Source organism: Paenibacillus sp. FSL H3-0457 (genome assembly GCF_037981725.1).
GTDB classification, from domain to species: Bacteria; Bacillota; Bacilli; order Paenibacillales; family Paenibacillaceae; genus Paenibacillus; species Paenibacillus amylolyticus.
This window is the reverse complement of sequence record NZ_CP150283.1, coordinates 5,152,243-5,178,857: the sequence shown is the minus strand read 5'-3', so window position 1 is coordinate 5,178,857 and position 26,615 is coordinate 5,152,243. Positions and strand designations below refer to the sequence as shown.

The 26,615-nt window shown below is 45.4% G+C and carries 29 protein-coding genes and 1 pseudogene; 26 read left to right on the top strand and 4 right to left on the bottom strand.

From position 1 onward, the window contains the following. The first annotated feature begins 27 nt into the window (after positions 1 to 27). Positions 28 to 603, top strand: coding sequence for a hypothetical protein (locus tag MHH25_RS22895; protein ID WP_340018209.1), 576 nt, complete (start codon positions 28 to 30; stop codon positions 601 to 603). 128 nt (positions 604 to 731) lie between these two features. Here MHH25_RS22895 and MHH25_RS22890 read toward each other — a convergent pair whose 3' ends face one another. Both MHH25_RS22890 and MHH25_RS22885 read right to left on the bottom strand, forming a co-directional pair. Continuing rightward, positions 732 to 1,508 (bottom strand): AraC family transcriptional regulator, encoded by a 777-nt coding sequence (locus MHH25_RS22890; protein ID WP_340018208.1) that lies wholly within the window; start codon positions 1,506 to 1,508, stop codon positions 732 to 734. A gap of 19 nt (positions 1,509 to 1,527) precedes the next feature. Then, positions 1,528 to 2,109, bottom strand: a complete 582-nt coding sequence (locus MHH25_RS22885; protein ID WP_036617102.1) for a LysE family transporter — start codon at positions 2,107 to 2,109, stop codon at positions 1,528 to 1,530. Between the two features lie 203 nt (positions 2,110 to 2,312). Between MHH25_RS22885 and MHH25_RS22880 the strand changes: the two genes are divergently transcribed. From MHH25_RS22880 to mmsB, 6 genes are all read left to right on the top strand, one after another. Continuing rightward, on the top strand, positions 2,313 to 3,320 hold the full coding sequence (locus MHH25_RS22880) for a substrate-binding domain-containing protein (protein ID WP_340018207.1): 1,008 nt from the start codon (positions 2,313 to 2,315) through the stop codon (positions 3,318 to 3,320). A gap of 91 nt (positions 3,321 to 3,411) precedes the next feature. Further along, positions 3,412 to 5,280 carry a sensor histidine kinase gene (locus MHH25_RS22875; protein WP_340020540.1) on the top strand — a complete coding sequence of 623 codons (1,869 nt, stop codon included), beginning with the start codon at positions 3,412 to 3,414 and terminating at the stop codon, positions 5,278 to 5,280. A gap of 8 nt (positions 5,281 to 5,288) precedes the next feature. Continuing rightward, positions 5,289 to 6,587 (top strand): response regulator, encoded by a 1,299-nt coding sequence (locus MHH25_RS22870; RefSeq protein WP_340020539.1) that lies wholly within the window; start codon positions 5,289 to 5,291, stop codon positions 6,585 to 6,587. 320 nt (positions 6,588 to 6,907) lie between these two features. After that, positions 6,908 to 7,993, top strand: a complete 1,086-nt coding sequence (chvE, locus tag MHH25_RS22865; RefSeq protein ID WP_340018206.1) for a multiple monosaccharide ABC transporter substrate-binding protein — start codon at positions 6,908 to 6,910, stop codon at positions 7,991 to 7,993. Between the two features lie 21 nt (positions 7,994 to 8,014). Next, positions 8,015 to 9,580: a multiple monosaccharide ABC transporter ATP-binding protein gene (mmsA, locus tag MHH25_RS22860; protein ID WP_340018205.1), complete on the top strand. Its 1,566-nt coding sequence runs from the start codon at positions 8,015 to 8,017 to the stop codon at positions 9,578 to 9,580. After that, positions 9,549 to 10,712, top strand: coding sequence for a multiple monosaccharide ABC transporter permease (gene mmsB, locus MHH25_RS22855; RefSeq protein ID WP_340018204.1), 1,164 nt, complete (start codon positions 9,549 to 9,551; stop codon positions 10,710 to 10,712). The genes mmsA and mmsB overlap by 32 nt, the downstream gene beginning before the upstream one ends. 69 nt (positions 10,713 to 10,781) lie before the next feature. Here mmsB and mgtE read toward each other — a convergent pair whose 3' ends face one another. Beyond that, on the bottom strand, positions 10,782 to 12,152 hold the full coding sequence (gene mgtE / locus MHH25_RS22850) for a magnesium transporter (RefSeq protein ID WP_051447459.1): 1,371 nt from the start codon (positions 12,150 to 12,152) through the stop codon (positions 10,782 to 10,784). Positions 12,153 to 12,342: 190 nt separating this feature from the next. On the opposite strand from mgtE, the gene MHH25_RS22845 reads away from it, so the two are divergent. The 11 genes from MHH25_RS22845 (at position 12,343) to MHH25_RS22795 (ending at position 19,586) form a co-directional block, all read left to right on the top strand. Beyond that, positions 12,343 to 13,047, top strand: coding sequence for a DNA alkylation repair protein (locus tag MHH25_RS22845; protein WP_340018203.1), 705 nt, complete (start codon positions 12,343 to 12,345; stop codon positions 13,045 to 13,047). Positions 13,048 to 13,089: 42 nt separating this feature from the next. After that, positions 13,090 to 13,644: a methylated-DNA--[protein]-cysteine S-methyltransferase gene (locus MHH25_RS22840; protein WP_340018202.1), complete on the top strand. Its 555-nt coding sequence runs from the start codon at positions 13,090 to 13,092 to the stop codon at positions 13,642 to 13,644. 218 nt (positions 13,645 to 13,862) lie between these two features. Then, positions 13,863 to 15,089, top strand: a complete 1,227-nt coding sequence (locus MHH25_RS22835; RefSeq protein WP_340020538.1) for an amidohydrolase — start codon at positions 13,863 to 13,865, stop codon at positions 15,087 to 15,089. Positions 15,090 to 15,217: 128 nt separating this feature from the next. After that, on the top strand, positions 15,218 to 15,628 hold the full coding sequence (locus MHH25_RS22830; protein WP_340018201.1) for a GNAT family N-acetyltransferase: 411 nt from the start codon (positions 15,218 to 15,220) through the stop codon (positions 15,626 to 15,628). 32 nt (positions 15,629 to 15,660) lie between these two features. Beyond that, positions 15,661 to 16,110: a GNAT family N-acetyltransferase gene (locus tag MHH25_RS22825; RefSeq protein WP_340020537.1), complete on the top strand. Its 450-nt coding sequence runs from the start codon at positions 15,661 to 15,663 to the stop codon at positions 16,108 to 16,110. Between the two features lie 17 nt (positions 16,111 to 16,127). Continuing rightward, entirely contained in the window at positions 16,128 to 16,556 is a 429-nt protein-coding gene (locus MHH25_RS22820) for a GNAT family N-acetyltransferase (RefSeq protein ID WP_076319905.1), read from the top strand. Positions 16,557 to 16,597: 41 nt separating this feature from the next. After that, a complete protein-coding gene (locus MHH25_RS22815) occupies positions 16,598 to 17,299 on the top strand; it encodes a DUF1361 domain-containing protein (RefSeq protein WP_340018199.1) in 702 nt (233 codons plus the stop codon). 39 nt (positions 17,300 to 17,338) lie between these two features. Continuing rightward, positions 17,339 to 17,968 carry a hypothetical protein gene (locus MHH25_RS22810; protein ID WP_074096143.1) on the top strand — a complete coding sequence of 210 codons (630 nt, stop codon included), beginning with the start codon at positions 17,339 to 17,341 and terminating at the stop codon, positions 17,966 to 17,968. Next, the gene (locus tag MHH25_RS22805; protein ID WP_340018197.1) at positions 17,965 to 18,276 is read left to right on the top strand and encodes a hypothetical protein; all 312 of its coding nucleotides are present in this window, start codon (positions 17,965 to 17,967) and stop codon (positions 18,274 to 18,276) included. Before MHH25_RS22810 ends, MHH25_RS22805 begins: the two co-directional genes overlap by 4 nt. 112 nt (positions 18,277 to 18,388) lie before the next feature. Then, positions 18,389 to 19,333, top strand: a complete 945-nt coding sequence (locus tag MHH25_RS22800; RefSeq protein ID WP_340018196.1) for a GNAT family N-acetyltransferase — start codon at positions 18,389 to 18,391, stop codon at positions 19,331 to 19,333. A 103-nt stretch (positions 19,334 to 19,436) separates the two neighbouring features. Then, a complete protein-coding gene (locus tag MHH25_RS22795) occupies positions 19,437 to 19,586 on the top strand; it encodes a hypothetical protein (protein WP_167483655.1) in 150 nt (49 codons plus the stop codon). Positions 19,587 to 19,696: 110 nt separating this feature from the next. Here MHH25_RS22795 and MHH25_RS22790 read toward each other — a convergent pair whose 3' ends face one another. Next, the gene (locus MHH25_RS22790) at positions 19,697 to 20,599 is read right to left on the bottom strand and encodes an ArsR family transcriptional regulator (protein ID WP_340018194.1); all 903 of its coding nucleotides are present in this window, start codon (positions 20,597 to 20,599) and stop codon (positions 19,697 to 19,699) included. 180 nt (positions 20,600 to 20,779) lie between these two features. On the opposite strand from MHH25_RS22790, the gene MHH25_RS22785 reads away from it, so the two are divergent. From MHH25_RS22785 to MHH25_RS22750, 8 genes and pseudogenes are all read left to right on the top strand, one after another. Continuing rightward, positions 20,780 to 22,270: a glycoside hydrolase family 43 protein gene (locus tag MHH25_RS22785; protein WP_340018192.1), complete on the top strand. Its 1,491-nt coding sequence runs from the start codon at positions 20,780 to 20,782 to the stop codon at positions 22,268 to 22,270. Between the two features lie 116 nt (positions 22,271 to 22,386). Next, a complete protein-coding gene (locus tag MHH25_RS22780) occupies positions 22,387 to 22,941 on the top strand; it encodes a hypothetical protein (RefSeq protein ID WP_340018191.1) in 555 nt (184 codons plus the stop codon). 100 nt (positions 22,942 to 23,041) lie between these two features. Continuing rightward, a complete protein-coding gene (locus MHH25_RS22775; RefSeq protein ID WP_076319910.1) occupies positions 23,042 to 23,587 on the top strand; it encodes a GrpB family protein in 546 nt (181 codons plus the stop codon). 41 nt (positions 23,588 to 23,628) lie between these two features. Further along, a complete protein-coding gene (locus MHH25_RS22770) occupies positions 23,629 to 24,051 on the top strand; it encodes a hypothetical protein (RefSeq protein WP_340018190.1) in 423 nt (140 codons plus the stop codon). A gap of 30 nt (positions 24,052 to 24,081) precedes the next feature. After that, positions 24,082 to 24,603, top strand: a pseudogene (locus MHH25_RS22765) (cysteine hydrolase family protein). Positions 24,604 to 24,650: 47 nt separating this feature from the next. Then, on the top strand, positions 24,651 to 25,085 hold the full coding sequence (locus MHH25_RS22760) for a hypothetical protein (RefSeq protein WP_340018189.1): 435 nt from the start codon (positions 24,651 to 24,653) through the stop codon (positions 25,083 to 25,085). 566 nt (positions 25,086 to 25,651) lie between these two features. After that, positions 25,652 to 26,131 (top strand): DinB family protein, encoded by a 480-nt coding sequence (locus tag MHH25_RS22755; RefSeq protein WP_340018188.1) that lies wholly within the window; start codon positions 25,652 to 25,654, stop codon positions 26,129 to 26,131. A 42-nt stretch (positions 26,132 to 26,173) separates the two neighbouring features. Further along, a complete protein-coding gene (locus tag MHH25_RS22750; RefSeq protein WP_180361841.1) occupies positions 26,174 to 26,602 on the top strand; it encodes a GNAT family N-acetyltransferase in 429 nt (142 codons plus the stop codon). Positions 26,603 to 26,615 lie beyond the last annotated feature (13 nt).

Genomic DNA, 26,615 nt, shown 5'->3' with positions numbered 1-26,615 from the left:
AGAGAATGTAGGAGGGGAGCGGTCGGAATGAAACGACGTTTGGTGATGTGCATGTTGATCTTACTGTTGGTTACGTCTGGATTAGCTCTATTTCCCGGAGAGAGTGTGTATGCTTGCAGTTGTCTCGAGAGTGATGCTCAAAAGAGATTGGAAACGTATACCACGGTATTTACAGGAGAAGTGGTGAAGAAAGGCGGATCGCAGATATACCGGTATAATGGGGTAAGAGAGTATACCTTTGATGTAGATTCTGCATGGAAGGGAGTCAGTGCCAAAAAGATGAAAATTGTGGGGAAGGGCGGAGGGTCTGACTCCTGTGGCATCGAATTTGAAAAGAATCAGTCTTACCTGATCTTTGCCAGTCTGGATGAACGAGACAACAGGCTGCATACGAATCTGTGCAGTGGCAATGTTCCAATTGAACAAGCTGGAGACGATCTGAAACTGCTGGGTGCGGGAAAGGTTGTAAGTAAAGAAGATTTTGGAGAAACCAATGATGGTGATGGGCGAACTGGGCCTTTCTATCTTATCTTATACAGTGCAGTCATTTTATTGGCAGCGTTGGCAATCGTGTGGATATGGAAACGAAAGAAAAGAATCTGATTGCCCAACGAAAAAAGAAGCCAATCCCCGTACAGAACGTTAAGAAACATTGACGTTCTATACAGGGATTTTCAGGAGTGGCGTCAAAATTTTATCCATTTGGAGTCGAAATTATCGATCCGGTGGAACTAGTTCAGCTGCAACATGTATTCATAAGCTGTGACACCAAATACCCGTTTGAAATGTCGATTCAGATGGGTCAGATCAACAAATCCGCAATCGGCAACAGCAGTATATACGTCCTTGTGTATTTCGATGGATTGACGGGCACGCTCCACCTTGCAGTTTAAGAAAAACTGGTAGGGGGATATGCCTGCATGTGCCTTGAATTCACGGATAAATTGAAACTTGGACATGCCAAATTCGGAGCTTAGGTTGTCCAGCTTGAGCACATCTTCAGTGCTGCAAAACATGATCTCCTTGGCTTTGCGGACCAGGTTGTCCTGAGGTAACCAGAGCTTGGTGTCCATTTCCTTCTGAGCCAGAAGGTGAACCAGATCGAAGACCCGTTCGCTGCACTCGGCTTCGTCCTGTCTGAGTTGAACGGCGTCGTTCAGCATCAGGATCTTACGTGCAAGCTCGGGATCATAGACGATGGGACTTCCAAAACGCAATTCCTTTTTGCCTATAATCTCCTCAACCAATTCAGGCTTCAAATACAGCATCACATAGTCAATGCCAGCCTTATCATAGGAGCTTCCATCATGGGACTGTTCACGGTTAAACAACATGACACCATTTTGGTGAGACGCCTGATATTGTCCGTCCAGGTTGTATTGTTGAATGCCACGCAGGGTTACGCCAACCGCATACTCCTCGTGGCAATGTTTTTTGTATGCAAAGTCAGTAAAGCTGGCGGATAGTGCCAGCACGTCTTGCGACTTTTTATAGTTAAACCGTTCCATGCAGCACACCTCCCAAGCTTTAGATTAATCCGGATACTATAATGGCTGAGTATAACAAAAAAAGTGCCATGAGAATACTCAGTAATTTTTGGTGGCGATTCAGCAACGTTCTGAAAACCGTGCCAAAAACAACCCAACTGGAATAGGCCAGAAATCCAATGAAGGTAATTAGTACTACGAACAGAAACGATGAGAATGAACTTTGATAAAAGGGCAATACATAACTTGGAATGACCGTGAAAGTAAACAAGACCACCTTTGGGTTCACAAATTGCATGATGAAACCGTTCCAGAATCCGGTAACTTGTTTCGGTGCATCCTCGGTGGTACCCATCTTGTAGATCTGGTACGCCAGATACACCATGTACAGGCCGCCGACAATCTGCATCACCTTCAGAATTCCGGGCAACACTCCGGCAAGAAGCTGATTAAGAAAAGCTGAAGCGGTAAGCAGCAGACCAAATGCCAACGTAGCTCCCCAGACATAGCGCATTGTTTTTCGTGCGCCAACGATCTGTGTAGAAGAAAGAATTACGATGTTACTGGGGCCTGGGGTAAACGTAACGACGATGCAGTAGATTAAAAAAGATGCAAGATTCATGATGATGCTCTCCTCTGGTTGTAGTCTAGTTCCATGATCATACGTCCAGAGGGAGAAACCATATAGTACATTATTGCAGCAGGTACACCGTTAACAGCAGGAGCTTATTGTTAAAAGATAAGGGGTGGTTTTCTTTTTGAATGATTGCGTTTACAATTTAGACGATGTACATGGTGATCAGACCACTTGAGGAAGTGAACGGAATGAAAAAAATGCTGCTGGTATACATTTTACTAATCTCAGCCTTTGCATTGTATGTGTTGAGATTCGAATACACCAGTCAGGTAAACAGTTCGTGGGAAGACCGGGGGCTGCACGGCGATATCGGAGAGACGTATATCATGATTACATTCCAGTCCGGGCTGGAATATTGGAAAAGCCCGCTCAAAGGTTTCGAGGATGCCGCGGATGCGCTTGGCGTGACCGTAGAATATCGCGGTGCTACCCGGTATGATGCGAAGGAGCAGACCATGGTGATCGAGCAGGCTATCGCTCGTAAACCCGCAGGCATTGCCATATCTGCAATCGATCCGCAATCGTTAGTTCCAGCGATTAACAAGGCAATCGACGCAGATATCCCTGTTGTATTATTTGACGCGGATGCACCTGATAGCCAGGCCTATTCTTTTCTTGGGACAGATAATTACAAGTCGGGTGTAATGGCTGCCGATAAAATGGCTGAATTGCTGGGTCGTGAGGGAGAGGTCGCGGTATTAACTTTACCTGGGCAACAAAATCATGAAGAGAGGACGAAGGGTTTCCGCGATACGATCAAGGAGAGATACCCTTCCATGCAGATCGTTGAAGTTGCAGACGGACACGGTGATGCGATGGTATCCAGAGACGAAACACAGAGAATGATGAAGGAACATCCCGAGCTGGCGGGTATTTTTGTGACTGAAGCCACCGGAGGGGCAGGAGCGGGGGAAGCCGTTCAAACTGCCGGTGACAGACACCCTTTGCAGATTATTTCGTTTGATACAAATAAGGCCACATTGGATATGATCAAAAACGGTACGATCTCGGCTACGATTGCACAGGGAACCTGGAATATGGGATATTGGTCACTCCAATATTTGTTCCATCTGCATCACCAGTTAACGGTTCCGGCCCCATCTTCATCCGGTGAAAATGCACCGCTTCCCGTGATGGTGGACACAGGGATCTCTGTGGTGACGCGCTCAGATGTGGATGATTACTATGCCAAATAACAAGGGAGATTTCAAGAGTCCAAGGCCTTGGAGCAGGAGAGCAATTCTCTCCACTTTCAGGAACGGGATTCGGCGTTTACGCTTGCGTAATATGCCCCTTCGCTACCAGCTGATGCTGCTTTTTCTGTTATTCGCCATTGTACCTTCCGTAGGGCTTGGGTTGCTTGTGAACTGGACGGTGGAACGGGTAGTTGAGCGACAGGTTGAAGGGCATACCATGCAACTGATTGGCAAAGTGAATGAAGCTCTGAACAGCAAAATGGAGAATTTGCAGAATATGACCTATCTGATTGCATTTGACCCGGATATTGATGCTTTTATGAACGGCAAAATGCCACCGAATGATGATGCAGGCATCGAACCGATGAACATGGACACCAATGCCGAAACGGAGCAAAATCGGTTATATGGCATCAAACAAACCTTGCAGGGGTTCACAACATTGTATCCTGAAATCGCCGGGATTGTTCTTGTCAATGGAAGTGGTGACTATATTAGCAACGAGATGTATCCCCGAACGGAACAGAGCCTGATCCAGGAAAATTGGTACCAAAAAGCTTCGGCCAATCCGGGCATCTTCATGGTATTGGGTCAGCCGAAAGAGCGTAATCTCACGACACATGTACGGTACAAGGACGATGAGATTGTAACGGTTGCGCGTTCCATAACGGATGAAGCGTCAGGACGTGTGCGGGGCGTTATTATGATTGATCTTAAACTTAGGTCCGTCTCTCAGGCGGCCCGTAATGTAACCTTGGGGAAATCCGGTTATGTGATGGTGACGGATTCAGAAGGTCAAAGTGTATACAAGCCGGAGCATCCGCTAATAGAACACATTCCCACAGACTGGTTCCCCTCTGGTGAGAGTGGAACATTTACCGCTGATACAGAAGGTGGAACGTTATTATTCATGTATCAGTCGTCTACCTTTACGGGTTGGAGAACGGTAGGAGTATTTCCCACAAGAGACTCGATATCCGAAGTGCGCCAAATCCAGTTTTACGTGGTTAGCTTTGTATTTGTGGTGTGTTTGTTTGGCCTGAGCGCCTCTTTATGGTTCTCCCGTTCCATCGCTCAGCCGATTTTCCGGCTCATGTCCTACATGCGCAGGGCGGAGACCGGCAATCTCAGACCAGGCCGCTGGAGCGATCGCGCTGACGAGATTGGCATGCTTGGCAACAGTTACAACCGAATGCTGGCACAGATTCGACAACTGATATCACTTAATGAATTGCGGGAGCGGCAGAAGCGCGACGCTGAAATGCGAAGTTTGCAGGAGCATATCAAACCACACTTTTTGTACAATACCTTGGATACGATTCATTGGATGGCACGCAAAGAGGGGGCAGAAGATGTGTCCGGCATGGTTGGTGCGTTATCTCGATTATTTCGCATAGGGCTTAGTAAAGGACAGGATTACATTCCGCTGCACTCCGAGATTGAGCATATGACCAGCTATCTGCAAATTCAGCAGACACGATACCGCGATCGTCTTCAGTATACATTGAATATTCCAGAGGAACTGCGGGACCTCTTCGTGTTAAAGCTGCTGCTTCAGCCCCTGATAGAGAATGCAATCTATCATGGAATCAAGGGCAGGCGTGGGCCAGGACACATTCGGGTGGAGGCCAGATTGGAACATAACAGACTGCTGCTGACCGTTCAGGATAATGGAGCAGGAATGTCCAACGAACGGCTTGCCGAGATGCAGCATCTGCTCGAAGCTCCTCTAGCAAGTTTGGAAGCGTCTTCGCCTGGGATGACAGGCAAAAGTTATGGAATGTTGAACGTGCAAGCCCGTCTCCGGCTGTCCTTTGGCGATGAGTACGGTATTGTGCTGGAGAGCCAGGAAGGTGAAGGAACTATTGTGACTATTATTCATCCGTTGATGCGAGAGCTCCCGGCAACCAAGCAAATCAATAACGAAGAGAGGCAGGAGAGTGAATGGGAAAATTCATGAAGTCGACCCTGACAACTTCCACTGAAACAGATGATACATCCGAATCAACCAGGGTAATGGAGATTACGCCTGATAGCCATGTGGCGAAGAAATACCGCGTGCTCATCGCGGATGATGAACCGATCATTCGTGAGGGGATTCGGGATGCCATTGACTGGACAACTCTCGGGATGGAGGTTGTTGGTGAAGCGGAAGATGGCGAGGAAGCGCTGGAACGGGCGGCTGACTTGGGTGTGGATATTGTTCTCGTTGATATGAATATGCCATTCCTGAACGGAATCGAACTAATCCGTGCCCTTCAGCAGAAGTGCCCGGGCTGTCGTTACCTGATCATCTCGGGACATGATGAATTTGCATATGCGCAGGAGGCGGTTCGTCTTGGCGTAGAGGATTACATCTTAAAACCTGTGCAAGCAGAACAATTATATGCTGCGCTTGAGCGATTGCATCAGCGACTTACTGAAGAGCACCAGAGGACGGCATATGTACAACAGGCAGCTCATCAGATTGAACGTAATATCCCGTTGCTTCGCCAGCGATTTATGCTGGAGTGGCTGGAGGGGCAGGCTGAAGGGAGGGATCTGACGGAGCAGCTTTTGTTTTTGCGGCTGCCCCCCGTCCCACCTGTGCAGATTGGGGTCGTACGCTGGCCTGCCGCTGAAGCTCGTCAGACGATACTGAGAGAAAATGATCGTCAGTTGTTTCTGTATGCAGTGGAAAATATAATTAGTGAACTGCTGGGGGACGTGCCACATGTCCTGTTTCGGGACGTAAGCGGGTTGATCGGCATATGGCTGTGGCAGGAAGTCCCTGAAGAAATAGAGTCCCTTCTGGAACAGCAGATCAGTTCTTGCCTGAATATTGCCATTCATGCTCATATGGAGACACATGCAGGGACACTGGAAGAAACGCCAGATACGTACCGTCATTGCCGGGAACGGGTATACGGGGAAGTGCAGTTGTCGCCTCTGGTTCGCCGGGCAAGACAACTTATTCACGAAGAATATGCCGAGCGGAAACTGACCCTGGAATCGCTCGCTTCCCGTCTACAAGTATCTGCCGTATATCTTAGCCGTGTGCTGAAGAAAGAGCTGAATGATTCCTTTGTCACGCTTGTCACGCATGCTCGCATTCGCAAGGCTATACAGTTATTAGACTCAACAACACTGCCGATCCACACCATAGCTGAGCGTGTAGGTTATGATACCCAGCATTATTTCAGCACTGCATTTAAGAAAACAATGGGCATTTCGCCAGTGCAGTATCGAAAGAACGGGGGGACGGCTTATCATCCTTCTGCGAATTAAATATCGTATTACAGTGGTTCATTCAGACGTGTGATAAATGAGATGGATATGTTCTACTTCGTGTGAAGCGAAGTGGAGCATGTCCTTTTTTTTTTGACTCTGGTATGGTATCTCATGGATCACACTTGTACTTTAAGTGTTTCCATCAAAAGTTAAATTTTTATAAAAAAGGTTCAAAACGTGCAAAGACCTTGCGGCATCTCGAATGCTACCATTAGTCTCAGACAGGAACAGCAAGCAACAGGATGCACTACATGTATTGTAAGCGTTATCTTATAACTCATTCAGAACCGTATGACGTGAGGAAAGGGGAACTTCATATGAAAAAAGGAGCAATGCTCATCTGGCTTCTGGTGATGACCTTGATGCTCTCGGCCTGCAATCTGGCAGAGAGTGGCCCGGGCAGCAAAGAAAAGGGATATGTCGGTATATCGATGCCAACCAAATCATCAGAACGATGGGTGGGAGACGGGGAGAACATGGTCCGTCTGTTTCAGGAGCAGGGGTACAAAACCGATCTTCAGTACGCTGAAGATGTGGTCGAGAATCAGATTTCACAGATTGAAAACATGATCACCAAAGGTGTGGATGTGATGGTGATTGCATCCGTGGATGGCAACACGCTGACGGATGTGATCAAGAAAGCGCATGACGAAGGGATACAAGTGATCTCGTATGATCGGCTCATTCGCAATACGCCATATCTAACCTATTACGCCACGTTCGACAATTTTAAGGTGGGTGTGCTTCAAGCCTCCTACATCGAACAAAAACTTGGACTCAAGGATGGAAAAGGACCGTATAACATTGAGCTGTTTGGTGGCTCTCCTGATGATAATAACGCCTATTTCTTCTTCGACGGTGCGATGTCTGTGCTGAAGCCGTACATCGATTCCGGCAAACTGGTGGTACGCAGCAAGCAGATGACGATGTCCCAGATTGCAACCTTGCGCTGGGACGGAGCACTGGCCCAGTCACGGATGGATAACCTGCTGAGTGCCTATTACTCGGGTGATCATCTGGATGCAGTATTATCTCCTTATGATGGAATCAGTATTGGTATCATCTCATCCTTGAAAGGGATTGGTTACGGTACTTCGAACAAGCCGCTGCCCGTTATTACAGGACAGGATGCAGAACTTGCCTCAATCAAGTCCATTGTGGCCGGGGAACAGACGCAGACGGTGTTCAAGGATACACGGAAGCTAGCGGAGAAGACGGTAGAGATGGCCAATAGTATTTTGCAAGGAAAACAGGCGGAAGTTAATGATAAAACATCATATAACAACGGAATTGAGGTTGTTCCGGCGTATCTCTTGGATCCCATCTCGGTGGACCGTACAAATGTGGAGCAGGATATCGTTGGTACACAGTATTACACAAAGGAAGAAATCGGACTGAAATAATAAATGAAAGGAGCACATCCCATGGCCGGAATCATTCTGGAAATGAAAAACATCACCAAAACCTTTCCTGGCGTCAAAGCGCTGGAAGATGTCAATCTGAAAGTCCGTGAAGGCGAAATTCATTCCATATGTGGTGAAAATGGCGCAGGTAAATCTACGTTGATGAAGGTACTGAGTGGTGTATATCCACATGGCACGTATGAAGGCGACATTTTATTTCAGGGCAAAAATTGTGAATTCAAGGATATTAAGCAGAGCGAGGATCTGGGGATCGTCATTATCCATCAGGAGTTGGCCCTGATTCCCTACCTTTCAATCGCGGAAAATATATATCTGGGCAATGAGCGTGCCAGCAGAGGAATTGTTAACTGGAAGGAAACTTTTGTAGGTACACGGGAACTGCTCTCGAAGGTGGGACTGAGCGAAAATCCAAACACGCTGGTATCCAGCATCGGGGTAGGCAAGCAGCAACTGGTCGAAATTGCGAAAGCGCTCTCCAAAAAGGTGCGGCTGCTTATTCTGGATGAGCCAACCGCTGCGCTGAACGAGGACGACAGTGAAAATCTGCTGCAATTGATGCTGGAATTCAAGAAACAGGGCATCGCCTGTATTCTGATCTCACACAAGCTGAATGAGGTATCCAAGGTATCCGATTCGGTGACCATTTTACGAGATGGCAAGACAATTGAGACGTTGGATATGAAGAAGGAAAAAGTGTCGGAGGATCGGATTATTAGCGGAATGGTAGGACGTGATCTCACCAGTCGTTATCCGGAGCGTCATGCCACCATAGGTGAAGTTATCCTTGAGGTGAAGGACTGGACGGTATATCACGAACATCATGCCGAGCGGAAAGTACTGGATCAGATCCATATGAATATCAGACGTGGGGAGATTGTAGGCATTGCCGGGCTGATGGGCGCTGGGCGTACCGAGCTTGCGATGAGTATCTTTGGCAAATCCTATGGCCGAAATATTTCGGGGCAACTCATCAAGAATGGTAAACCGATCCACAACAATACCGTCACCGAGGCCATTCAGAATGGGTTTGCTTATGTGACAGAAGACCGCAAGGAATACGGACTCATTCTGATGGATGACATCAAGCGTAATATTTCCTTAACGGGTCTGAGCAAGCTGACGCGAAACGCGGTAGTGAATGAGCGTGAAGAAGTACTGGTGGCGGAAAAGATGAAGAAAAGCATGAACATCAAAGCACCAAGTATTTTGCAGAAGACCGGTAATCTGAGTGGAGGCAACCAGCAAAAAGTGGTGCTCAGCAAATGGATTTTTGCCGGACCGGATATTCTTATCCTGGATGAACCTACCCGCGGTATTGATGTGGGAGCGAAATTCGAAATCTATACGATTATTCATCGGCTTGCTGCTGAAGGCAAGGGTGTACTGGTAATCTCATCCGAGCTTCCGGAGGTTCTTGGCCTGTGTGACCGGATCTATGTGATGAATGCCGGGCGAATCACCGGTGAAGTCAGCCGGGAGCAAGCATCGCAGGAAACGTTGATGAGATATATGACCAAGTCTGGAGGCGGCAAGCATGGAAACGATAACAAAGCTGTTCAAAAATAATATCCGTCAATACGGCATGATTATTGCCTTGGTAGTGATTATGCTTTTATTCGAGGTACTTACAGGCGGGCTGTTGCTCAAGCCGATTAATATTACAAATTTGATTTTGCAGAACAGTTACATTTTGGTGCTGGCGATCGGAATGGTGCTGGTCATCATTACAGGGCATATTGACCTGTCTGTTGGTTCCATTGCAGCCTTTGTTGGTGCCGTTGCTGCGATTATGATGGTTGATTGGCAGCTTCCAGCTTGGCTTGCGGTCATCGCTTCCTTGCTGGTTGGGGCTTTGATCGGTGCATGGCAAGGCTTCTGGATCGCCTATGTACGAATTCCGGCATTTATCGTGACGCTGGCAGGTATGCTGCTGTTCCGCGGCTTAACGATGATTGTCCTGGAGGGGCAATCAATTTCTCCTTTCCCGGGTGGATTCCAGAAAATAAGCTCTGGCTTCCTGGCGGACATTCAATTCTCAGGTTTCGGTCTGGTATCTATCATTGTGGGTCTTGTGCTCACCATCTGGTACATTGTCAATGAACTGCGGGAACGCCGTTCCCAGCGAAAATATGGATTTGAGGTCGTGTCACAGGGACTGTTTTTGCTCAAGTTGATTGTGGTGGCTGTTGTGACAAATCTGTTTACGTTTGTACTCGCAAGTTATGCAGGTATTCCGAATATCCTGGTTCTGCTGTTTGTCCTGATCGTTGTGTACTCCTTCGTAATGAATCGTACTGTCATGGGACGGCATGTGTATGCGCTTGGAGGTAATGAGAAGGCCGCAGGTCTGTCTGGGGTCAAAACAAAAAAGGTAACCTTCTGGGTTTTCGTGAACATGGGTACACTTGCTGCGGTATCCGGGTTGATCTTCGCCGCACGTCTGAATGCAGCTACGCCAAGAGCGGGTACCAACTTCGAGCTGGATGCCATCGCGGCCTGCTTCATCGGTGGTGCTTCCGCTTCAGGGGGCATAGGTACGGTATTTGGTGCCATCATCGGTGGTTTGGTTATGGGTGTGTTGAATAACGGGATGTCCCTGATTGGTCTCGGTATTGACTGGCAACAGGGAATTAAGGGATTGGTACTGCTGCTCGCTGTAGCGTTTGATATCTATAATAAAAATAAAAGATCAGCGTAACACTTGGTAAAATGAAAAAACAGACCTTGATCTCAGGATCAGGTCTGTTTTGCTGTATGCCCAACTTATTTACATCAAGGCATCGAGGAAACGTGTGGCGATTCCAAAATAGATAAACAGGGACAAGATATCATTCAATGTGGTGATTAACGGGCCAGAGGCAACAGCCGGGTCGACTTTGAAACGACTAAGTAAAAGCGGGATGCATGTACCGGTCAGTGTACCAATGACCAGAGTGAGGAACAGAGATACCCCAATAATGGCGCCGAGTAACCAGTCCCCTTGCCAGAAATAAGCGATGACAGTGATCAGCAATCCACATACCAAGCCAATCATTATGCCTACCTTGATCTCTCGACCAATCAGTGCGAGTACGGTGGCTTTGTCGAGTTTGCGTCCGATCAGTCCGCGTACCACAACAGCCAGAGACTGCGTTCCTGTGTTACCGGTCATACCTGCAATCATCGGCATGAAAAATGCCAATGCCACAACCTGATTGAGTGTATCCTCAAAGAAATCCACAATACTTCCTGAGATTAGACCAATCAGCAGCAATAGAATGAGCCAGGGAAGTCTGCGTCTGACGGCAACAAGTGGTTTGGTATCAAAGTCGATATCCTTGCTGCCGCCCCCCATCTTGGCTAAATCTTCACTCGCTTCATCCATAATAATATCGATGACATCATCCATCTGAATAATACCGCATAACCTGTGATTTTCATCCACCACCGGAAGTGCAATAAACTCATAACGCTGCAGAAGCTGTGCTGCTTCTTCCTGGTCCATATCTACCGTTGCATGGATCACCCGCCGGGTCATCAGTTCTTCAACCTGGGTCTTATCGTCAGCCAAGGCAAGGGATCGATAACTCACGACACCGACCAGTTTGCCTTCATTATCGGTTACATAGAGATAACTGGAGGCTGAGATATGCATGGTACCTTGCGATTGTCGTAAGGCTTCCTTGGCTGTCTCATGAGCGAGCAGGGTCCGATATTGATCTGTCATGATGCGTCCTGCCGTTTCCGGCGGGTAATTAAGCACGGATCGGATAATGGCAGAGTGATCCAGATTCATATTGGAGAGCAATTCTTCTCTGCGTTTGGCAGGCAAATCGTGCATGAACCGAATCAGATCACTTTTGTCCATCTGCTGCATGACTTCAAGTGTTCGTTCCGGCCCAAGTCGTTCAAACAGTTGAATCTGTTCGTGCAGCTTCAAGGTCTCGGCGAGATCCGCCAGAGCATCGGGTTTGAACAGGAGCAGAAACCGATTGGTTTCTTCTTCAGGGAACTTTTTATATACAAGTGAGAGGTCGTAGGGATGCAGTTCTTTCACCAATTTATAGAAATCGGGAAGGTTCCGAGATTGTACATGTTGCACGAGTTGTTCGGTGATCTCCTCCACGGAGAAATCTTTTTTGGTATGAGGTCCGTTCATATCGACACTCCTTTCTATTCGGTCAGCTTCATATTTTTAAACGAAATGGGTTGGCGGTTAAACAAATGGAGAAAAATGAGATTACCCAAAATGATATTGTAATCTTGCTCAAACATTCGATATGGGCTTACAAACAGCCGCTGCAAGGATATACTTGTTGTACAGCAACAAACGAGGAGGACATGCGCTAGTGGAAGCAGATATCAGAACACAATTGCTCAGCATGGTTGAACCGGAGTATCAGAAATTCTCGGCTGCACTTATTCCCAACATCACGAATGTACTAGGTGTAAGGTTGCCAGCCTTACGAAAAATTGCCAAGCACCTTGCCGCCGGGGACTGGCGCACGTATCTGGAAACGGCAGAGGATGAATATTTTGAAGAAGTGATGTTGCAAGCGATGGTCATTGGACATGTACAGGCTGATCTGGACGAACTGTTAAAGGCTATTGAAACATTTGTACCGAAGATTGACAACTGGTCGGTGTGTGACAGCTTCTGTGCGGGACTGAAATATACGAAGGTCCATTCGGAGCCTATGTGGGCGTTCTTGCAGCCGTATCTGAGATCAGATCAGGAATATGAAATCCGGTTTGGTGTGGTAATGCTGTTGAATTTTTATCTGAATGAGCGATATATCGATCAGGTTCTATCTGCATTGGATCAGATTAGGTACGAGGCGTATTATGTGAAAATGGCAGTGGCTTGGGCCATCTCAATGGCTTATGTGAAACAACCTGAGGTGACCATGCGTTATCTAAAGCATAATACCTTGGACGATTTTACGTATAATAAGGCACTTCAGAAAATCACGGAATCTTATCGCGTGGATCCGGAGAGCAAGCAGATGATCCGTAGTATGAAACGTAAGGTGAAGAAGCAGGTTACCACCTAGTCCTAGCATTAAGCATTCCACCGGGGAGAGGGCGATAAACGAATGAGAAAAAAGTTGATGTACACCACGATGCAGTTGGACGGTCGTCCATGGGTTCTGCTCGCTACGGAACAGGGATTGTGCCGAGTGGTTATGCCCAACGAAACACTGGAAGATTGGAACGGCTGGATACAGAAAGTTGCACCTGGCGTGGAACTGGAAGAGAACGAGCATGCTCTGAAACAAACAGGCATGATGGACTGGCTGCAGTCCTATTTTGCAGGAGAACCGATGGCTTATACTGATGCAATCCCACTGGACTTGATGGGAACGAACTTTCAACAGGAGGTATGGAGAGAGCTAGGGCGTGTGCCTTACGGTGAAATTCGGACCTATGGTGACATTGCCGCTGCGATTGGAAGACCATCGGCTGTGCGAGCAGTTGGTGCTGCAAATGGGGCCAATCCAATTCCGGTTCTGCTACCATGCCACCGCATTATTGGGGCTAATCGCAAGCTGACTGGGTTCCGTGGAGGCCTGGAGATGAAGCGCAGACTGCTGGATATCGAACAGATTGAAGGCGTGACCGATGGAGGGCATGAGCGGTTTAATTTCTAATGGAAGAGGGAACATAGAAGATTAAGATGATTGCACAGGGCAGGCACGTATTGTGTCTGTTTTTTTGTATGTATTAAGGTAGCGTAATACAAACGTTCCGCATATGGAACACCAACGTTTTACGTATTTTTGCCCTGTGAAACCGTATGGTACCATGGATCATAGATCAATCGGAATCCGGAAGACGTAATGCCGGGTAAGAAAAGAGGGATGACATGATGAAACAGGCTTATTGGTTAACAAACGTGATTGTGGAGCGGGGGTATGTTCGGGAGGGGGAACAGGTGACGGGGACACGGACAAGCCCCGCTCATCTGCGGATTAAAGATGGAGTGATCGCGGAGATTGTGGAAGGAAACAACCCTCTGTCTAGCGATCTACCACAAGTAGATAGCAAGGGACTTCTGCTGTTGCCTTCGTTCGAGGAGGCACATATTCATCTGGATAAAACCTACTACGATGGGCCGTGGACAGCTGTTAAGCGTATCTCCAGTATTTTCGAACGTATTGAAGAAGAAAAGGTTTTGTTGCCCAAGCTGCTACCAGATGCCCAGCGTCAAGCGGAGAGTATTCTGACCTTGATTCAGGGGTACGGCTCCACTCATGTACGTAGTCATTGCAATATTGAACCCGTCAGTGGTTTGAAAAGACTGGAAGCGACGCGGCAGGCTCTGGAATCATTTTCGGGTAAAATCTCTTCGGAGATCGTGGCTTTCCCGCAGCATGGACTGCTTCGCTCCCATTCAGTGGAGCTTATGGGCCAAGCGATGAAGGAAGGTGCAACGCATGTGGGCGGACTTGATCCTCATACGGTGGACGAACAGATCGAGAAATCACTGAACGCCATGGTTGAACTGGCTGTTCAGCACCAGGCGGGCATTGATATACATCTGCATGATGGCGGGCAGGCTGGCAAACAAACGCTGCTGGAACTCGCAAATCTGACAGAAGCAGCAGGGCTTCAGGGTAAAGTTACGGTAAGTCATGCGTTCTGGTTCGCCCGCGCAGAGCAGCAGGAAGCAGAAGACATGGCGCAGCGAATGGTCTCGCTTGGGATGAGCATTGCTTCCACGGTGCCTATTGGCAGAACGATGATGCCTCTTCCCATGCTCCACCGTATGGGTGTGAACGTGAAGCTGGCCACAGACAGCCTGACGGATCATTGGTCTCCTTTTGGCAATGGGGATATGCTTGAGAAAGCGGGACGATTCGCAGAACTGTACGGATATAGTGACGAACTGTCCTTGTCTCAATCTTTGGCATGGGTAACAGGCGGGATTACACCGCTGGATTCACAAGGGGAACAAGTCTGGCCGAAGGTAGGCGACACCGCGAGTTTTGTATTGGTGCATGCGAGTTGTTCGGCGGAAGCCGTTGCGCGGCGATCTGGGCGGCAGGCCGTATGGTACAAGGGGCAATTGGTCAGCGGATCGACAACAGATTGAGGAAAATAGAGCGGGTGCAGCCACGGGAAACCGTGGTTTTTTGGCATGGGAGAAAAAGAGGAAAGAACTGTTCGCATATACCACATTTTGGGTTATGATGGACGTAGTTAATGAAGGGAGTATTACAAATGAAGATTGAATACGCAACGGAAGCTGACTACGACTACATCATTGAAAGAGATCGACATATCCATCAGCCACTTGTGAAAACGAAGATTAGTGAGAAAGAAATATTCATCCTATGGGACGAGGACGAGGGATCAAGAGTTGGATGGATGAGGTACGGTTACTTTTGGGACAATCTTCCCTTCATGAATATGATCTGGATTGATGAACCCTATCGAAACGGCGGATATGGCAAAAAAGTGGTGCATCACTGGGAAAATTTAATGAAGCAACAAGGCTTCGATATGGTGATGACTTCAACGCAATCAGACGAACATGCCCAACATTTCTATCGAAAGCTGGGGTATGTTGATGCAGGGGCTCTGTTGCTGGATACACAACCTTTGGAGATTATATTAATCAAGAAAATTTAGTAAGTAAGCTGCAAGGAGAGAGGATTGTGGGTATGGAGCAAGTGACGTTACAACCTATAACCAAAGAAAATGAACTTGAGTGCATCCACCTTAAACCACGGGAAGATCAGCTGGATTTGGTAGCTAGCAATGCGGATTCATTGATTCATGCGACGAAGGAGATTACGTCCAAACCATACGGCATTTTGGCAGAGGATCAGATGGTTGGTTTTATTTTATTTGATAACGAGATATACAATGACGGGTATTACTGGATTCTGCGCTTCATGATTGACGAGAAGTACCAGGGGAAGGGTTACGGCAAACTTGCCATTCAAGAAGTGGTTTGTATGTTGCAAGAGAGAAGTGACTGCCAGCAGATCAGGGTATCCCATGTTCCACATAACATTGCGGCAAATGCGCTGTACAAACGTTGCGGATTTCAGGACACGGGTGAATTCGAGGACAACGGTGATATCATTTTAAGTTATCAAGTGAGGTAACAGGGGGGGGAAGCTTGATGATAAGAGAGGCAGAAGCTAGAGATGCAGCGGTTATTGAAAGGCTGTATACAGAATTATTGCCAAACAACTTAAACACGAAGGTACTGGCAGAACGGATTGAAGAGGTTCGGAATAATCCAAACAGTTTCTTGTTTGTGTATGAAATGGGTGATCAGGTAATTGGCACGGCTCATTTACATATTTGTCTGGATGCTTTGGTGGAAAATAGACCATTTGGCGTAGTTGAACGGGTTATCATTACGGAACATGTGCAGAGCAAGGGATATGGGTCTGAATTGATGAAACATATAGAGCATGTATGTGTGCAGAAAAATTGTATGAAGGTGTTTCTAACCAGCGGATCCTCCAGAAACGAAGCACATCACTTTTATACGAAATTGGGGTACAACGGAGAATCCAGCAAGGCATTTAAAAAGTATTTATAACTTATAACATTCATCAAGGAAAAGGAAGTAGAAGCAAAGAAATGAAAGATAACAAACATCCAGTTCAAGATCTCCGACTCATCGTTACCTTGCTCGTGGCTACTTTATGTTGTCTAGGTATTGTGATGTATTTACGTGCCCAATCAGATACAAATATGTATCGATTTTTAAGTTGGGATATGTTCCTGGCATGGGTACCATTTATCATCTCATCCTGCATTAGATACATATTCAATAAGAAATTAACCACAACGAGCATGATATGTATGGGGCTGATGTGTGGAGTCTGGCTCTTTTTTCTGCCCAATGCGGCCTACCTTTTTACGGAGATTCTGCATTCATTCAGATATTTTGATGCTCAAGGGGAAGTTAGATTTTGGGTTAATATTGATTTTTGGTATGGACTCACCCTGACGTTTGCCGTAGCGATCATCGGATTGCTGCTCTCGACTTGTTCAATCATTCAAATCCATGGCATGTTAAGCAAATTAATAAATAAGTACATTAGCATGATGGTTGTCGGTGTTATTTTGCTATTGAGCAGTATAGGGGTTTACATTGGGAGATTTAATCGGTGGAATTCGTGGGATGTATTATCCCGACCTGGGAAGATCTTCGTGGATCTTGTGAATGATTTTAATGCAGCGAACAGCATAATGGTTGAGTTTGTTGCCATTGTATTTACGGTTCAACTTTTTGGCTACGTTATCGTATCTTTGCTAACCGCAAGGTCGGGTAACTAATTATTCCATTTGAAAGGGTGAAGGAGGCAATATCACACGATGGGTAATCTTAATTTTATCGATAAACTTCCTCACATTAGTGAATGCAAACAGATTCTAAAGGCAGCAGCTATGCTGGATGCCATTTTGATGCCGGAATGGGAGTACAGGTATTACTCGTATAATTCCCAGTGGGACACGAATGAGCAAATGGCATCGATGAGAGATGGGCAAGGAGATCATTATTTTGCAATATTCAGTCCGAATGGGCTGATTATTAAAGGCTTTGATAAAGAGTATACACTTCAGCATAAGGTTGATAGGAGTGAGGTGGTAAAAAGCGTTCCAGAAGCATTTAATACTTTTGTGGTAGAGCCGGCATTTGTAATGGATCAGACGACGTTCTGTATCTGGAGTGTGGCGGATCAGGAAGGGTGGTCTGCGGGCACGGAGCTTGGGGATCATGAATACGAACTGTTAGAGATTTTGGTAGGCGGCGCGAAATATTATCATGCTTGGGCACAGGATTACTACGAGATAGCGTTGGATATCAAACTGGTTGAACAGGTATTTGATATGAAGCCGATCGATGAGGTCTTACTACAGCAATTAAATGATGAACTGAAATTAAGTGATATCGAAGGTGAAATTGCAGAAATTGGATACCCGGATAAGGATATGAAGGTATGAAATCAATAACACAGGAAATTACGGAAGAATTGTTGGCTGTGATGGATATGTACCAGAGAATCGCGGGGCAATTAATCGACCAATTGATATTGGAAACCGATCAGCCTGATCGGACGGCAATTCTCGAAGGGGCGTACCATTTGCTGTCCAATGCGGATGTAATCCATGGAGAAGAAGAATTAACGGGAAACTGGTATTTTGATGTTCACGGCGAGCATTGTATGTTCAAGAATACAGAAACAGGGCAGACATTAGAGGTTTTCCTTGGTAGTCTTCGTATTTCGAGAATCCGTTTAAGGACATGTTAGATTTCTTCGAACGTATGGAGGCACAACATGTGTTAATTCATGTTCACGGGGTGGCGTATAGAAAGGTTCTTTAATTGCTGTACATGTAATTAGAATTGAGGAGGAATGACGTATGAGTTTAACGGAATGGTCTACAGATATTCTTCAATATGATCTGTCGGATGAATATTCGATTCGCAAAGCTGACTTTGCCGATTGGGGATTATATTGCACGGTTTATTATGATATGCGTTATGTCGGATTTTTCAGGGAAGAAGAGTTCAGTTCTTCCAAGATCAGTGCGTACTGGATTTACAAAGGGGAAAGCAAAATAGGTGGCGTGAGAATGGAGCCTAACCAGATGTATCATTTGTTTTTTATCCCGCCATTCCAGCAGTGCTTTGAGGTATTGAAGCTCCTGAAGCATAAATTATTACAGTGGTCGGATCGCACCAAACGTATTCTGACCTTTGAGATTCTTCCAGACCAAGTCGATCTATATGCAAGAGCTGGATTCTGGCCAGTGGAGTTCAGGTGTCGCTGGATGCAACGACCTACAGATCATTTTGAGATCGAATGGGACAGCAGGGTAACCGTGAAGAGTCCAGAGATTATTGAAAGTGAAACCGGCACCAAAAAATATGTGAATGAAGATGAAATTGCTCAATGTGACCTGGAGAGTTTTGCAGGAAGTCTTGAAGCTACACGAAGAAAACATACCACGCTTGCAGATTTTATACCAAGTGATGACCCTAATTATACCAATGAAATTCTGACCCAAGCGTCCACGCTTGTATATGACAAGGAAACGGGACAGCTTATTGCAAATTGTCGCTTGTGCTTGCAAGATAATCAGGCTGCTGTATATAGCATAGGGGTTCGGCCGGCCTATAGAGGAAGAGGGCTTGCTACACTGATGTTACAGAGAGCTTTGAATGCGCTTAAGGGTCAATATCCCGTGCTGCGATTGTATGTGATGCAAGGAAATGATGCGGAGTCCGTGTATCTGAATCTGGGATTTATTCCGGGTGTGCAGGAGATTCAAACGATGTATATTCCTGAGGAGGAATCACAATGAAGGTTGCCATCTATTTTGAAGGCATTCCATGGCAAACAGTTGGAGAGAGAGGATAGTGAACGTTCGTAGCAATGTGCTGCTACTTTGGAAAGGAGAGATGTACATGGGAATGATCATTATGTTGGTGGTGTATCTGTTCCTCGGTATTTATGTTGTGAAAGTTGGAATAGATAACTCCAAAAATAGCCAGCACACCAAAGAAATATTATCAGAGTTAAGGGAGATTAAGGACCTGTTGAAAGAGCGAAGGTAAAGATTGATTAGGCTTGTGCTTCAAAATTAGCTGAGGAGCAGCATTTTCGGATGCCTCCCTCTCCTGTAGGTCAGGAAAGGGAGGATTCTTGTGCAGCACAGCTAGCCACTTTAACCCAATACACGAATAACAATATCCTGATCATGATTACCAAAACCAGCACCATAGATCGTTAATCCCCCTACATTGGGGCTTTCCTCGTCAACTGTAAAGCGTAGCGTCCAGAACGGTTCGCCTAGTTTGACATCTTTGAGAGTAATGTCTGACATCCGCTCACCATCCATATAGGTACCGTAGGCATCAATACGAATAGTCTTCAACAATCCATACTGATTCACATTGCGATGCCACCATTCTGGCGTATATTTGCCGCGTGCTGCTCTGCCAAAGTCGGCAGGGCTTGTCCACGTTCCAAGAGAAACGCCATTGAAGGTGAAACGAATATCGGAAGGCCAATGATCTCGCAATCCCGGAGCCTCAGAGGCTAGTTCCATCGAAATTTCAATAGCATCGGTGGTCTGATCAGGTAGTACAAAGTTAGGTGTTTTATATTCAACATAGCCCTTCCCAAACCACAGGATAGCAGCGTGTACACGCTCAGGATCAAGGAAGTAACGTGGATCGTCCCATATGCCGATTTCTTTCTCGAGTGTTCCTAGACCACAGGTAGGGTGAATATTAAAAGCAGTATAGTGTCCAACGGCTATCGTCTGTTCTCTGGTTCGTGAAGTTTGGCTTGGGGATGGCAGCTCGATCTCAATCTGATTTTGCTTGAGGTAACATAATTTGTGCGTCCCTCCGTTGATCCGAACTCGCCTGCTCCCAATTAGAACCGCATCCTCCAGTTTGCGAATATGCATCGTGACGATGGAGGGGCTAAGCTCTAATGCTGCGGCAATATCCTTCACGTTCATTTCGCGATCTGCAATCATGTCCATGATTCTCCATCTGACTTCACTTGCTAGCGCCTCATATAAAGGAAGGAACTGGGGCTCCCGATTTGCTTTGATCATCTGTACAACTCCCTATCCTCAATCTTCTAAAATCACATATATATTAATTTAATAAAATTAACTCCAAGATGCAATTCAGATTCATTGCAAGTTTACACCCGATGGTGTTTAATTTTTGTAGTTGTTACAAAGTTGAATTCTTATATTTGTGAATTTTATAATAAGAGATGGAGTGGAGTAATGAAATACAATAACCCTGTTGTAAAAGGTTTTTATCCAGACCCTAGTGTGATTAAGGTGCACGATACATACTATATGGTGTGCAGTTCTTTTCAATATTTTCCGGGCGTACCGCTCTTTGAAAGCAAGGATCTGCTCAATTGGAAGCAGATTGGTCACTGCCTGACTCGTAAAAGCCAGATTCAGCTCGAGACGGTGAACAGCTCCGGGGGTGTATTTGCCCCAACCATCAGGCATAATGACGGGCGTTTTTATATGGTCACAACGAATGATACGACACATCAGAATTTCTATGTCTGGACGGACGATATTTACGGAGAATGGTCTGAGCCTATTTATGTGGATCAAGGTGGGATTGATCCCGATTTGTATTTTGAAGATGGAAAAACCTTGTTTATGAGTAATGGCGTGGATGATGAAGGCGTTGGCGGAATTGTCCAGTGTGAGCTTGAGATTGAAACTGGCCGCAAACTGACCCCGAGTCGTTCGATATGGAACGGAACAGGTGGACGATATCTGGAAAGCCCGCATCTCTATAAAATGAACGGTTATTATTACCTGCTTGCAGCCGAAGGCGGCACGGAGTATGGTCACATGGTTACGTATTCTCGGGGCACTTCTTCTTCGGGACCGTTCGAAGCCTATGCGCACAATCCGGTTCTAACCAACCGTAATCTGGGCGGGTATGAGCTCCAGGGTGTGGGGCATGGTGATCTGGTTCAGGATGATCTGGGGAACTGGTGGCTTTTCCACTTGGGATTCCGACAGATCGGCAGATGGGCTACATACCATCATCTGGGCCGAGAAGTATTTCTTACTCCAATTACGTTTGGTGAAGACGGATGGTTTACAGCCGGGCATGAAGGCACAACACTGACGAGTTTTGAGACCAATCGTATTCCTGAAACGGTGATCCAGCAGGATAAGAAGAATTACACGTTTGAAAATACAGACTGGAACCTCGACTGGTGTTATCTTCGTCATCCAAATACAGAGCATTATCAGCTTGAATCAGATAAGCTTACGCTAACAGGAACCGATGTAACGCTGGACGTTCCAGCATCCCCAACGTTCATCGGGTTACGTCAAAAAGACTTTAATGCAACAATTTCAGTCGATGTTAGTCTGACGAGTGGAGAAGCCGGGATCACGATCTACATGGATGAGAATCATCATTATGAAGTGGCTATTCGTGGGCAGCAGGACGGTTATAAGGTGATCAAGCGTCTAAATATCGGTGATATCAAATCGATAGAACATGAAGTGGATCTGGGAAATAAACAGCATGCAACGCTGGTGATCCGCTCAAACCAAGAACGCTACAGTTTCCTGTTTCAAACAGATGGTGAAGAGATTCTGCTTGGCTCGGCACAGACGAGATACCTTTCCTCGGAAGTGGCTGGAGGTTTTACAGGCGTACTCATTGGTCTATACGCGACGGGTGATGATGCTGTAGCTGAGTTTACAAACTTCAAGTGTGACTATCATTAAGAAGTTAAGGGGAGGGCCTAAGGGTCCTTCTCTTTTTTTGAATTTGTGTCAAAATATAAATATATTAATAAACGCTAACAGAAGAGAGGTATTTAAACTTGGGAGTACATTATAAAATGCCCGCATCCTTAGAAGGCATCGTTCGAATAGATAAGGAATTACGTAAACAACATGATGGAACCCTCCAAGATTATATGGGTTTTTATATTAGTTTTAACAATGATGAGGATAGATACTACTGTACGCCAGACGATGCCATCATATTTGGAAGAACAGGAGCAGATGGTGATCATTTTGCTTTTTTCACGTTTAACAGATCGATTAGTGATTTGGAAGAAGCTCCGGTTATCTTTATCCAACCTACGGCGTTTGGTAATCAAGTAACTTTAGTGGCCAGAAACCTTAAGGATTTTGTAGCATTATTTATTAATCTTAAGGAAGTATATGTTTTGGAGAGATTTCGATTTTATAAGAACAAATTAGATTTTATGAACGACTATAACGATAACTATATGGAAGATATAAAGATGAGAGAGAGTGATAATCAATTAATTATTGAACTGTTAAAAGAGAATATTAAAGGGATAACAGAAATTGATGATGTGTACGAATATATGATCGAATCCCAAAAACAAATAGAACTAGGGATAAATAATGATGATTTTGCATGATATCTATATGGCATCCCTTAAATAATCTACATGTAACAAAAGGTTAAAAGAACGTGTTATTTAATTATGTAGCTTGATTGGATAACCAAGGAGGAGTTGTATGGAGGATCAATGGAGAATTGCAAAGTATGACCCGGCATGGCGTGATTTGTTTCTCGAAACGGGTTCGAAATTAAGAGAAGCGTTAGGAAAAAAGGCCGTGCGGATTGACCATGTTGGGTCCACTTCAATTGTTGGAATAGATGCCAAACCCATCATAGATATACAAATATCTGTTTCCCAGTATGAGAATCTGTTGGACTACAAACATGAGATCGAAACAGTCGGATTTGTATTCAGAGCAGAAAATCCAGATAAGACTAAACGTTACTTTCGTGAAGAACCCGGAAGTAGAAGGATACATATACACGTTAGACAGGTAGGCAGTTTCTCTGAGCAGATGACCTTGCTGTTCAGAGACTATTTAAGAGAGCACCCAGAAGAGTGTTTGAAATATGCAGAAGAAAAGCACAGACTCATGTCATTGTATAAAGATCAGCGTCCCAAATATGTTGAAGGAAAAGGACCAATGGTGTGGAGCATATTACAGAGAGCACATCGATGGTCTCAAGAAATCGGATGGCAACCGGCAAAATCTGACGCATGAGCACATCCAATGAATAGAGATAACTGTATTGGAGTGATGAGATGAACATGGGAAGAAAGCTGATGACAACCGTTTTAACCATCATTTGTTTTACTTTGGCTGCAAGTCTCATATCGATGAATGAATCCTACAGTTTTGATTTTTACATTCTTATTTATCTGATATACGCGACTCCCTTGATCCTGTTGATCGGGCTACCTTTATCGATATTGCTGGACTATCTGCTGAACCAAATACAATTTGTTAATCATGTTTTGTATCTAAGTACGAGGATATTCAGTTATGCCTGTGCTGGAGTTCTAGGTATGTATATTTATTATGTGGTCATGGGCGCAGGAGAAGCAATCTTGGATTTCAAAGAGACGTTAGTTCTGACCTTATTTGGCGTTCTTGCTGCTATTCTATTTGTACTGATTGATATGGGATTGGAAGTTTTGTTAAAGATACGAAGAAAAAAGAGTTGAATTAAATTGATTTGTCAGGAGGAAAGCAAAATGGCAACGCATTGTGCACTTCTAATCATTGACGTACAGGTAGCGATGTTTGATGAAGCAGATCCCGTATATCAAGGGGAACGATTGCTTCAGAAGATCCAGGTGTTAATTGCCAGGGCCCGTGAAGCAGGGCATTCCATCATATATATCCAACACTGCGAAGGGGCGGGCAGTCCACTGGAACGAGGAACACCGGGGTGGGACATCCATCCGTCCATTGCACCTATAGCTGGTGACTTCGTTATCGAAAAAGAGACACCGGATTCGTTTCACAAAACCGATCTGCATCTGAAATTGCAAGAAGATGGCGTGACGGAGTTGATTCTCGCGGGTATGTAGACTGAGGTATGTGTAGACACGACTTGCCGCAGAGCGTTCAGTCTGGGATACACGGTCAATCTGGTTCAAGATGCGCACAGCACATGGAATGCAAAGACGCTTCAAGCGAAGCAGATTATTGAACATCACAATACGGTACTGAGACTGTTTGCCAACGTGGTGGATACGGAGAATGCGCTGTAATGCTAGGAAAACGTAGGCGAATCTGGTTTTTCATAGGTGCGGCAATCATGTTTCTGTATTTTCTAATCACGAGTAACCCTGATCCAAATAAGCCGATTTCGAGAAATCAAGTAATAAGCACAGAGATGAGCATAGTTGTGTACACCAGGACAGGGGACGGTGGAGCACACACTAGGATTGACAATGTTACGTTAAGTAAAGAAGACATTAGCCGTATAGTCGGCTGGCTGAATGCCGCCCCGGAATCAGCCAAAATACCAGTAGATGATGTCACAGGAAGCATTAGTGCAGGAATTGATCTGAGATTAAAGCATAACGCTGAAATTAAAATTCAATACAATCGGAAACAGATTATTGTATCCACAAAAAGCAGATTTAATAGAAGTTCGAAATATATACTTGATCAAAAGGACTTAAGAGACTTTTTGGATCAAAAGTTGGAAGGGACGTATTTTGGTGAAGATACCGTTAGTGTTGAATAAGGGGGAGATGTATTGACGATTAACAAAAGAATAATGAATCTATCAGCCTGGCTTGCTGTATTAGCCATCCTATGTATTCCTGGAACTTTACATACTGAAGATGGACCGCTCCGAACAGAGTATGGTTTCCCGCTCCGATTCTTTACGGATTATCATTATGCTAATTCTGAGGGAACAATCTGGTTTATATCTGGTATCTATTTAAATGTACTTCTATATTTGTTCAATGTTCTGTTTATTTATGCAGGAATTCATGTAATCTTGTATATAAAAAAGAAAATAACTAAATAAATTGAACTGAATATTTACACGAAACGGAGAGGACAGAAAAAAACTGAAGAAGCGAAGTGTTCGCCTAATAGCTTTCTGAAAGAAAGCTGCATCGGAAGCATAGGCTTATCCCCGGAGTTTCCCATTATAAAATGAATCAAAAAACTCTGGGGATAACAGCGATCGGAAGGTTGTTCTGTCATCGGAGTGGTAAGTGTAAACATTCGGAGGATACCTTTGCCCATACAGAATTGATCGAATCTCTATGAAAAACATCGATAAAGGGGAATATACCAATGGAAACATTCTTTCGTTATAACTGGATGGTGCGTGAGCAATGGTATGTGTGGTGTGAAGATGTACCGCTTGAAGAATTGCTTCGGCCTCGCACGGGCGGAGTAGGCAACATATTACAAACATTATTTCATATCATTGATGTAGAGTGGAGCTGGCTTCAGTTGCTACAGGGCAAACCGGATGATGCAGAAGATTTTGCAAACTACCAGAATCTTGAGGCGGTAAGGAGACTCGATCGCAAGTTACGTCCTGATGTGGAGGCATTTGTTAGAGCCTGGGATTCGAGTATGGAAAAAAGAGCTTATATTGATCATCGCTCAGCTGGCAAGGCCAGTACAGATTCATGGGGAGAAATTATGCGACATGTGATCGCCCATGAGATTCACCATATGGGTCAGCTGTCGGTATGGGCCAGAGAATTGGGCAAACAGCCAGTATCCGCCAATGTCATTGGCAAAGGCCTGATTATACCTGACTAACAGGGAGAGAGCGGCATGACATGAATGAACGGAGGAGAAGTGATGATTCATTGCAGGAAAGCTACGATTCAGGATGGCGAAGTGATGAGCCAATTATCCCATCAACTGGGTTATGTCAGCACAACTGAAGAAATCAAGGAGAGACTAACTCTTCTCTCTTCCTTACCAGACCATTATGTATGTGTAGCTGAGATTGATTCGAGGGTCGTAGGCTGGGGCCATGTACAGGGAAGACATTCCATTGAGAGTCCATCTTTTGCCGAGATTGGTGGACTAGTTGTGGATGGGATTCATCAAGGGATGGGGATTGGTAAGATAATCATGAGCGAATGCGAGGAATGGGCTCGGGTTAACGGCTTTGATAAGATTCGGGTACGTTGTAACGGAAAAAGGGAATCTGCACATCGGTTTTATATAGCTATCGGTTATGAAGAGAAGAAATGGCAGAAGGTATTTGATAAACGATTATAATCTAATCTTGTGT

Coding starts and splice junctions, on each gene's coding strand:
- MHH25_RS22895 (WP_340018209.1), top strand. CDS start 28: ATGAAACGACGTTTGGTGATGTGCATGTTGATCTTACTGTTGGTTACG.
- MHH25_RS22890 (WP_340018208.1), bottom strand. CDS start 1,508: ATGGAACGGTTTAACTATAAAAAGTCGCAAGACGTGCTGGCACTATCC.
- MHH25_RS22885 (WP_036617102.1), bottom strand. CDS start 2,109: ATGAATCTTGCATCTTTTTTAATCTACTGCATCGTCGTTACGTTTACC.
- MHH25_RS22880 (WP_340018207.1), top strand. CDS start 2,313: ATGAAAAAAATGCTGCTGGTATACATTTTACTAATCTCAGCCTTTGCA.
- MHH25_RS22875 (WP_340020540.1), top strand. CDS start 3,412: ATGCCCCTTCGCTACCAGCTGATGCTGCTTTTTCTGTTATTCGCCATT.
- chvE (WP_340018206.1), top strand. CDS start 6,908: ATGAAAAAAGGAGCAATGCTCATCTGGCTTCTGGTGATGACCTTGATG.
- mmsA (WP_340018205.1), top strand. CDS start 8,015: ATGGCCGGAATCATTCTGGAAATGAAAAACATCACCAAAACCTTTCCT.
- mmsB (WP_340018204.1), top strand. CDS start 9,549: ATGGAAACGATAACAAAGCTGTTCAAAAATAATATCCGTCAATACGGC.
- mgtE (WP_051447459.1), bottom strand. CDS start 12,152: ATGAACGGACCTCATACCAAAAAAGATTTCTCCGTGGAGGAGATCACC.
- MHH25_RS22840 (WP_340018202.1), top strand. CDS start 13,090: ATGAGAAAAAAGTTGATGTACACCACGATGCAGTTGGACGGTCGTCCA.
- MHH25_RS22835 (WP_340020538.1), top strand. CDS start 13,863: ATGAAACAGGCTTATTGGTTAACAAACGTGATTGTGGAGCGGGGGTAT.
- MHH25_RS22830 (WP_340018201.1), top strand. CDS start 15,218: ATGAAGATTGAATACGCAACGGAAGCTGACTACGACTACATCATTGAA.
- MHH25_RS22825 (WP_340020537.1), top strand. CDS start 15,661: ATGGAGCAAGTGACGTTACAACCTATAACCAAAGAAAATGAACTTGAG.
- MHH25_RS22820 (WP_076319905.1), top strand. CDS start 16,128: ATGATAAGAGAGGCAGAAGCTAGAGATGCAGCGGTTATTGAAAGGCTG.
- MHH25_RS22815 (WP_340018199.1), top strand. CDS start 16,598: ATGAAAGATAACAAACATCCAGTTCAAGATCTCCGACTCATCGTTACC.
- MHH25_RS22810 (WP_074096143.1), top strand. CDS start 17,339: ATGGGTAATCTTAATTTTATCGATAAACTTCCTCACATTAGTGAATGC.
- MHH25_RS22805 (WP_340018197.1), top strand. CDS start 17,965: ATGAAATCAATAACACAGGAAATTACGGAAGAATTGTTGGCTGTGATG.
- MHH25_RS22800 (WP_340018196.1), top strand. CDS start 18,389: ATGAGTTTAACGGAATGGTCTACAGATATTCTTCAATATGATCTGTCG.
- MHH25_RS22795 (WP_167483655.1), top strand. CDS start 19,437: ATGGGAATGATCATTATGTTGGTGGTGTATCTGTTCCTCGGTATTTAT.
- MHH25_RS22790 (WP_340018194.1), bottom strand. CDS start 20,599: ATGATCAAAGCAAATCGGGAGCCCCAGTTCCTTCCTTTATATGAGGCG.
- MHH25_RS22785 (WP_340018192.1), top strand. CDS start 20,780: ATGAAATACAATAACCCTGTTGTAAAAGGTTTTTATCCAGACCCTAGT.
- MHH25_RS22780 (WP_340018191.1), top strand. CDS start 22,387: ATGCCCGCATCCTTAGAAGGCATCGTTCGAATAGATAAGGAATTACGT.
- MHH25_RS22775 (WP_076319910.1), top strand. CDS start 23,042: ATGGAGGATCAATGGAGAATTGCAAAGTATGACCCGGCATGGCGTGAT.
- MHH25_RS22770 (WP_340018190.1), top strand. CDS start 23,629: ATGAACATGGGAAGAAAGCTGATGACAACCGTTTTAACCATCATTTGT.
- MHH25_RS22760 (WP_340018189.1), top strand. CDS start 24,651: ATGTTTCTGTATTTTCTAATCACGAGTAACCCTGATCCAAATAAGCCG.
- MHH25_RS22755 (WP_340018188.1), top strand. CDS start 25,652: ATGGAAACATTCTTTCGTTATAACTGGATGGTGCGTGAGCAATGGTAT.
- MHH25_RS22750 (WP_180361841.1), top strand. CDS start 26,174: ATGATTCATTGCAGGAAAGCTACGATTCAGGATGGCGAAGTGATGAGC.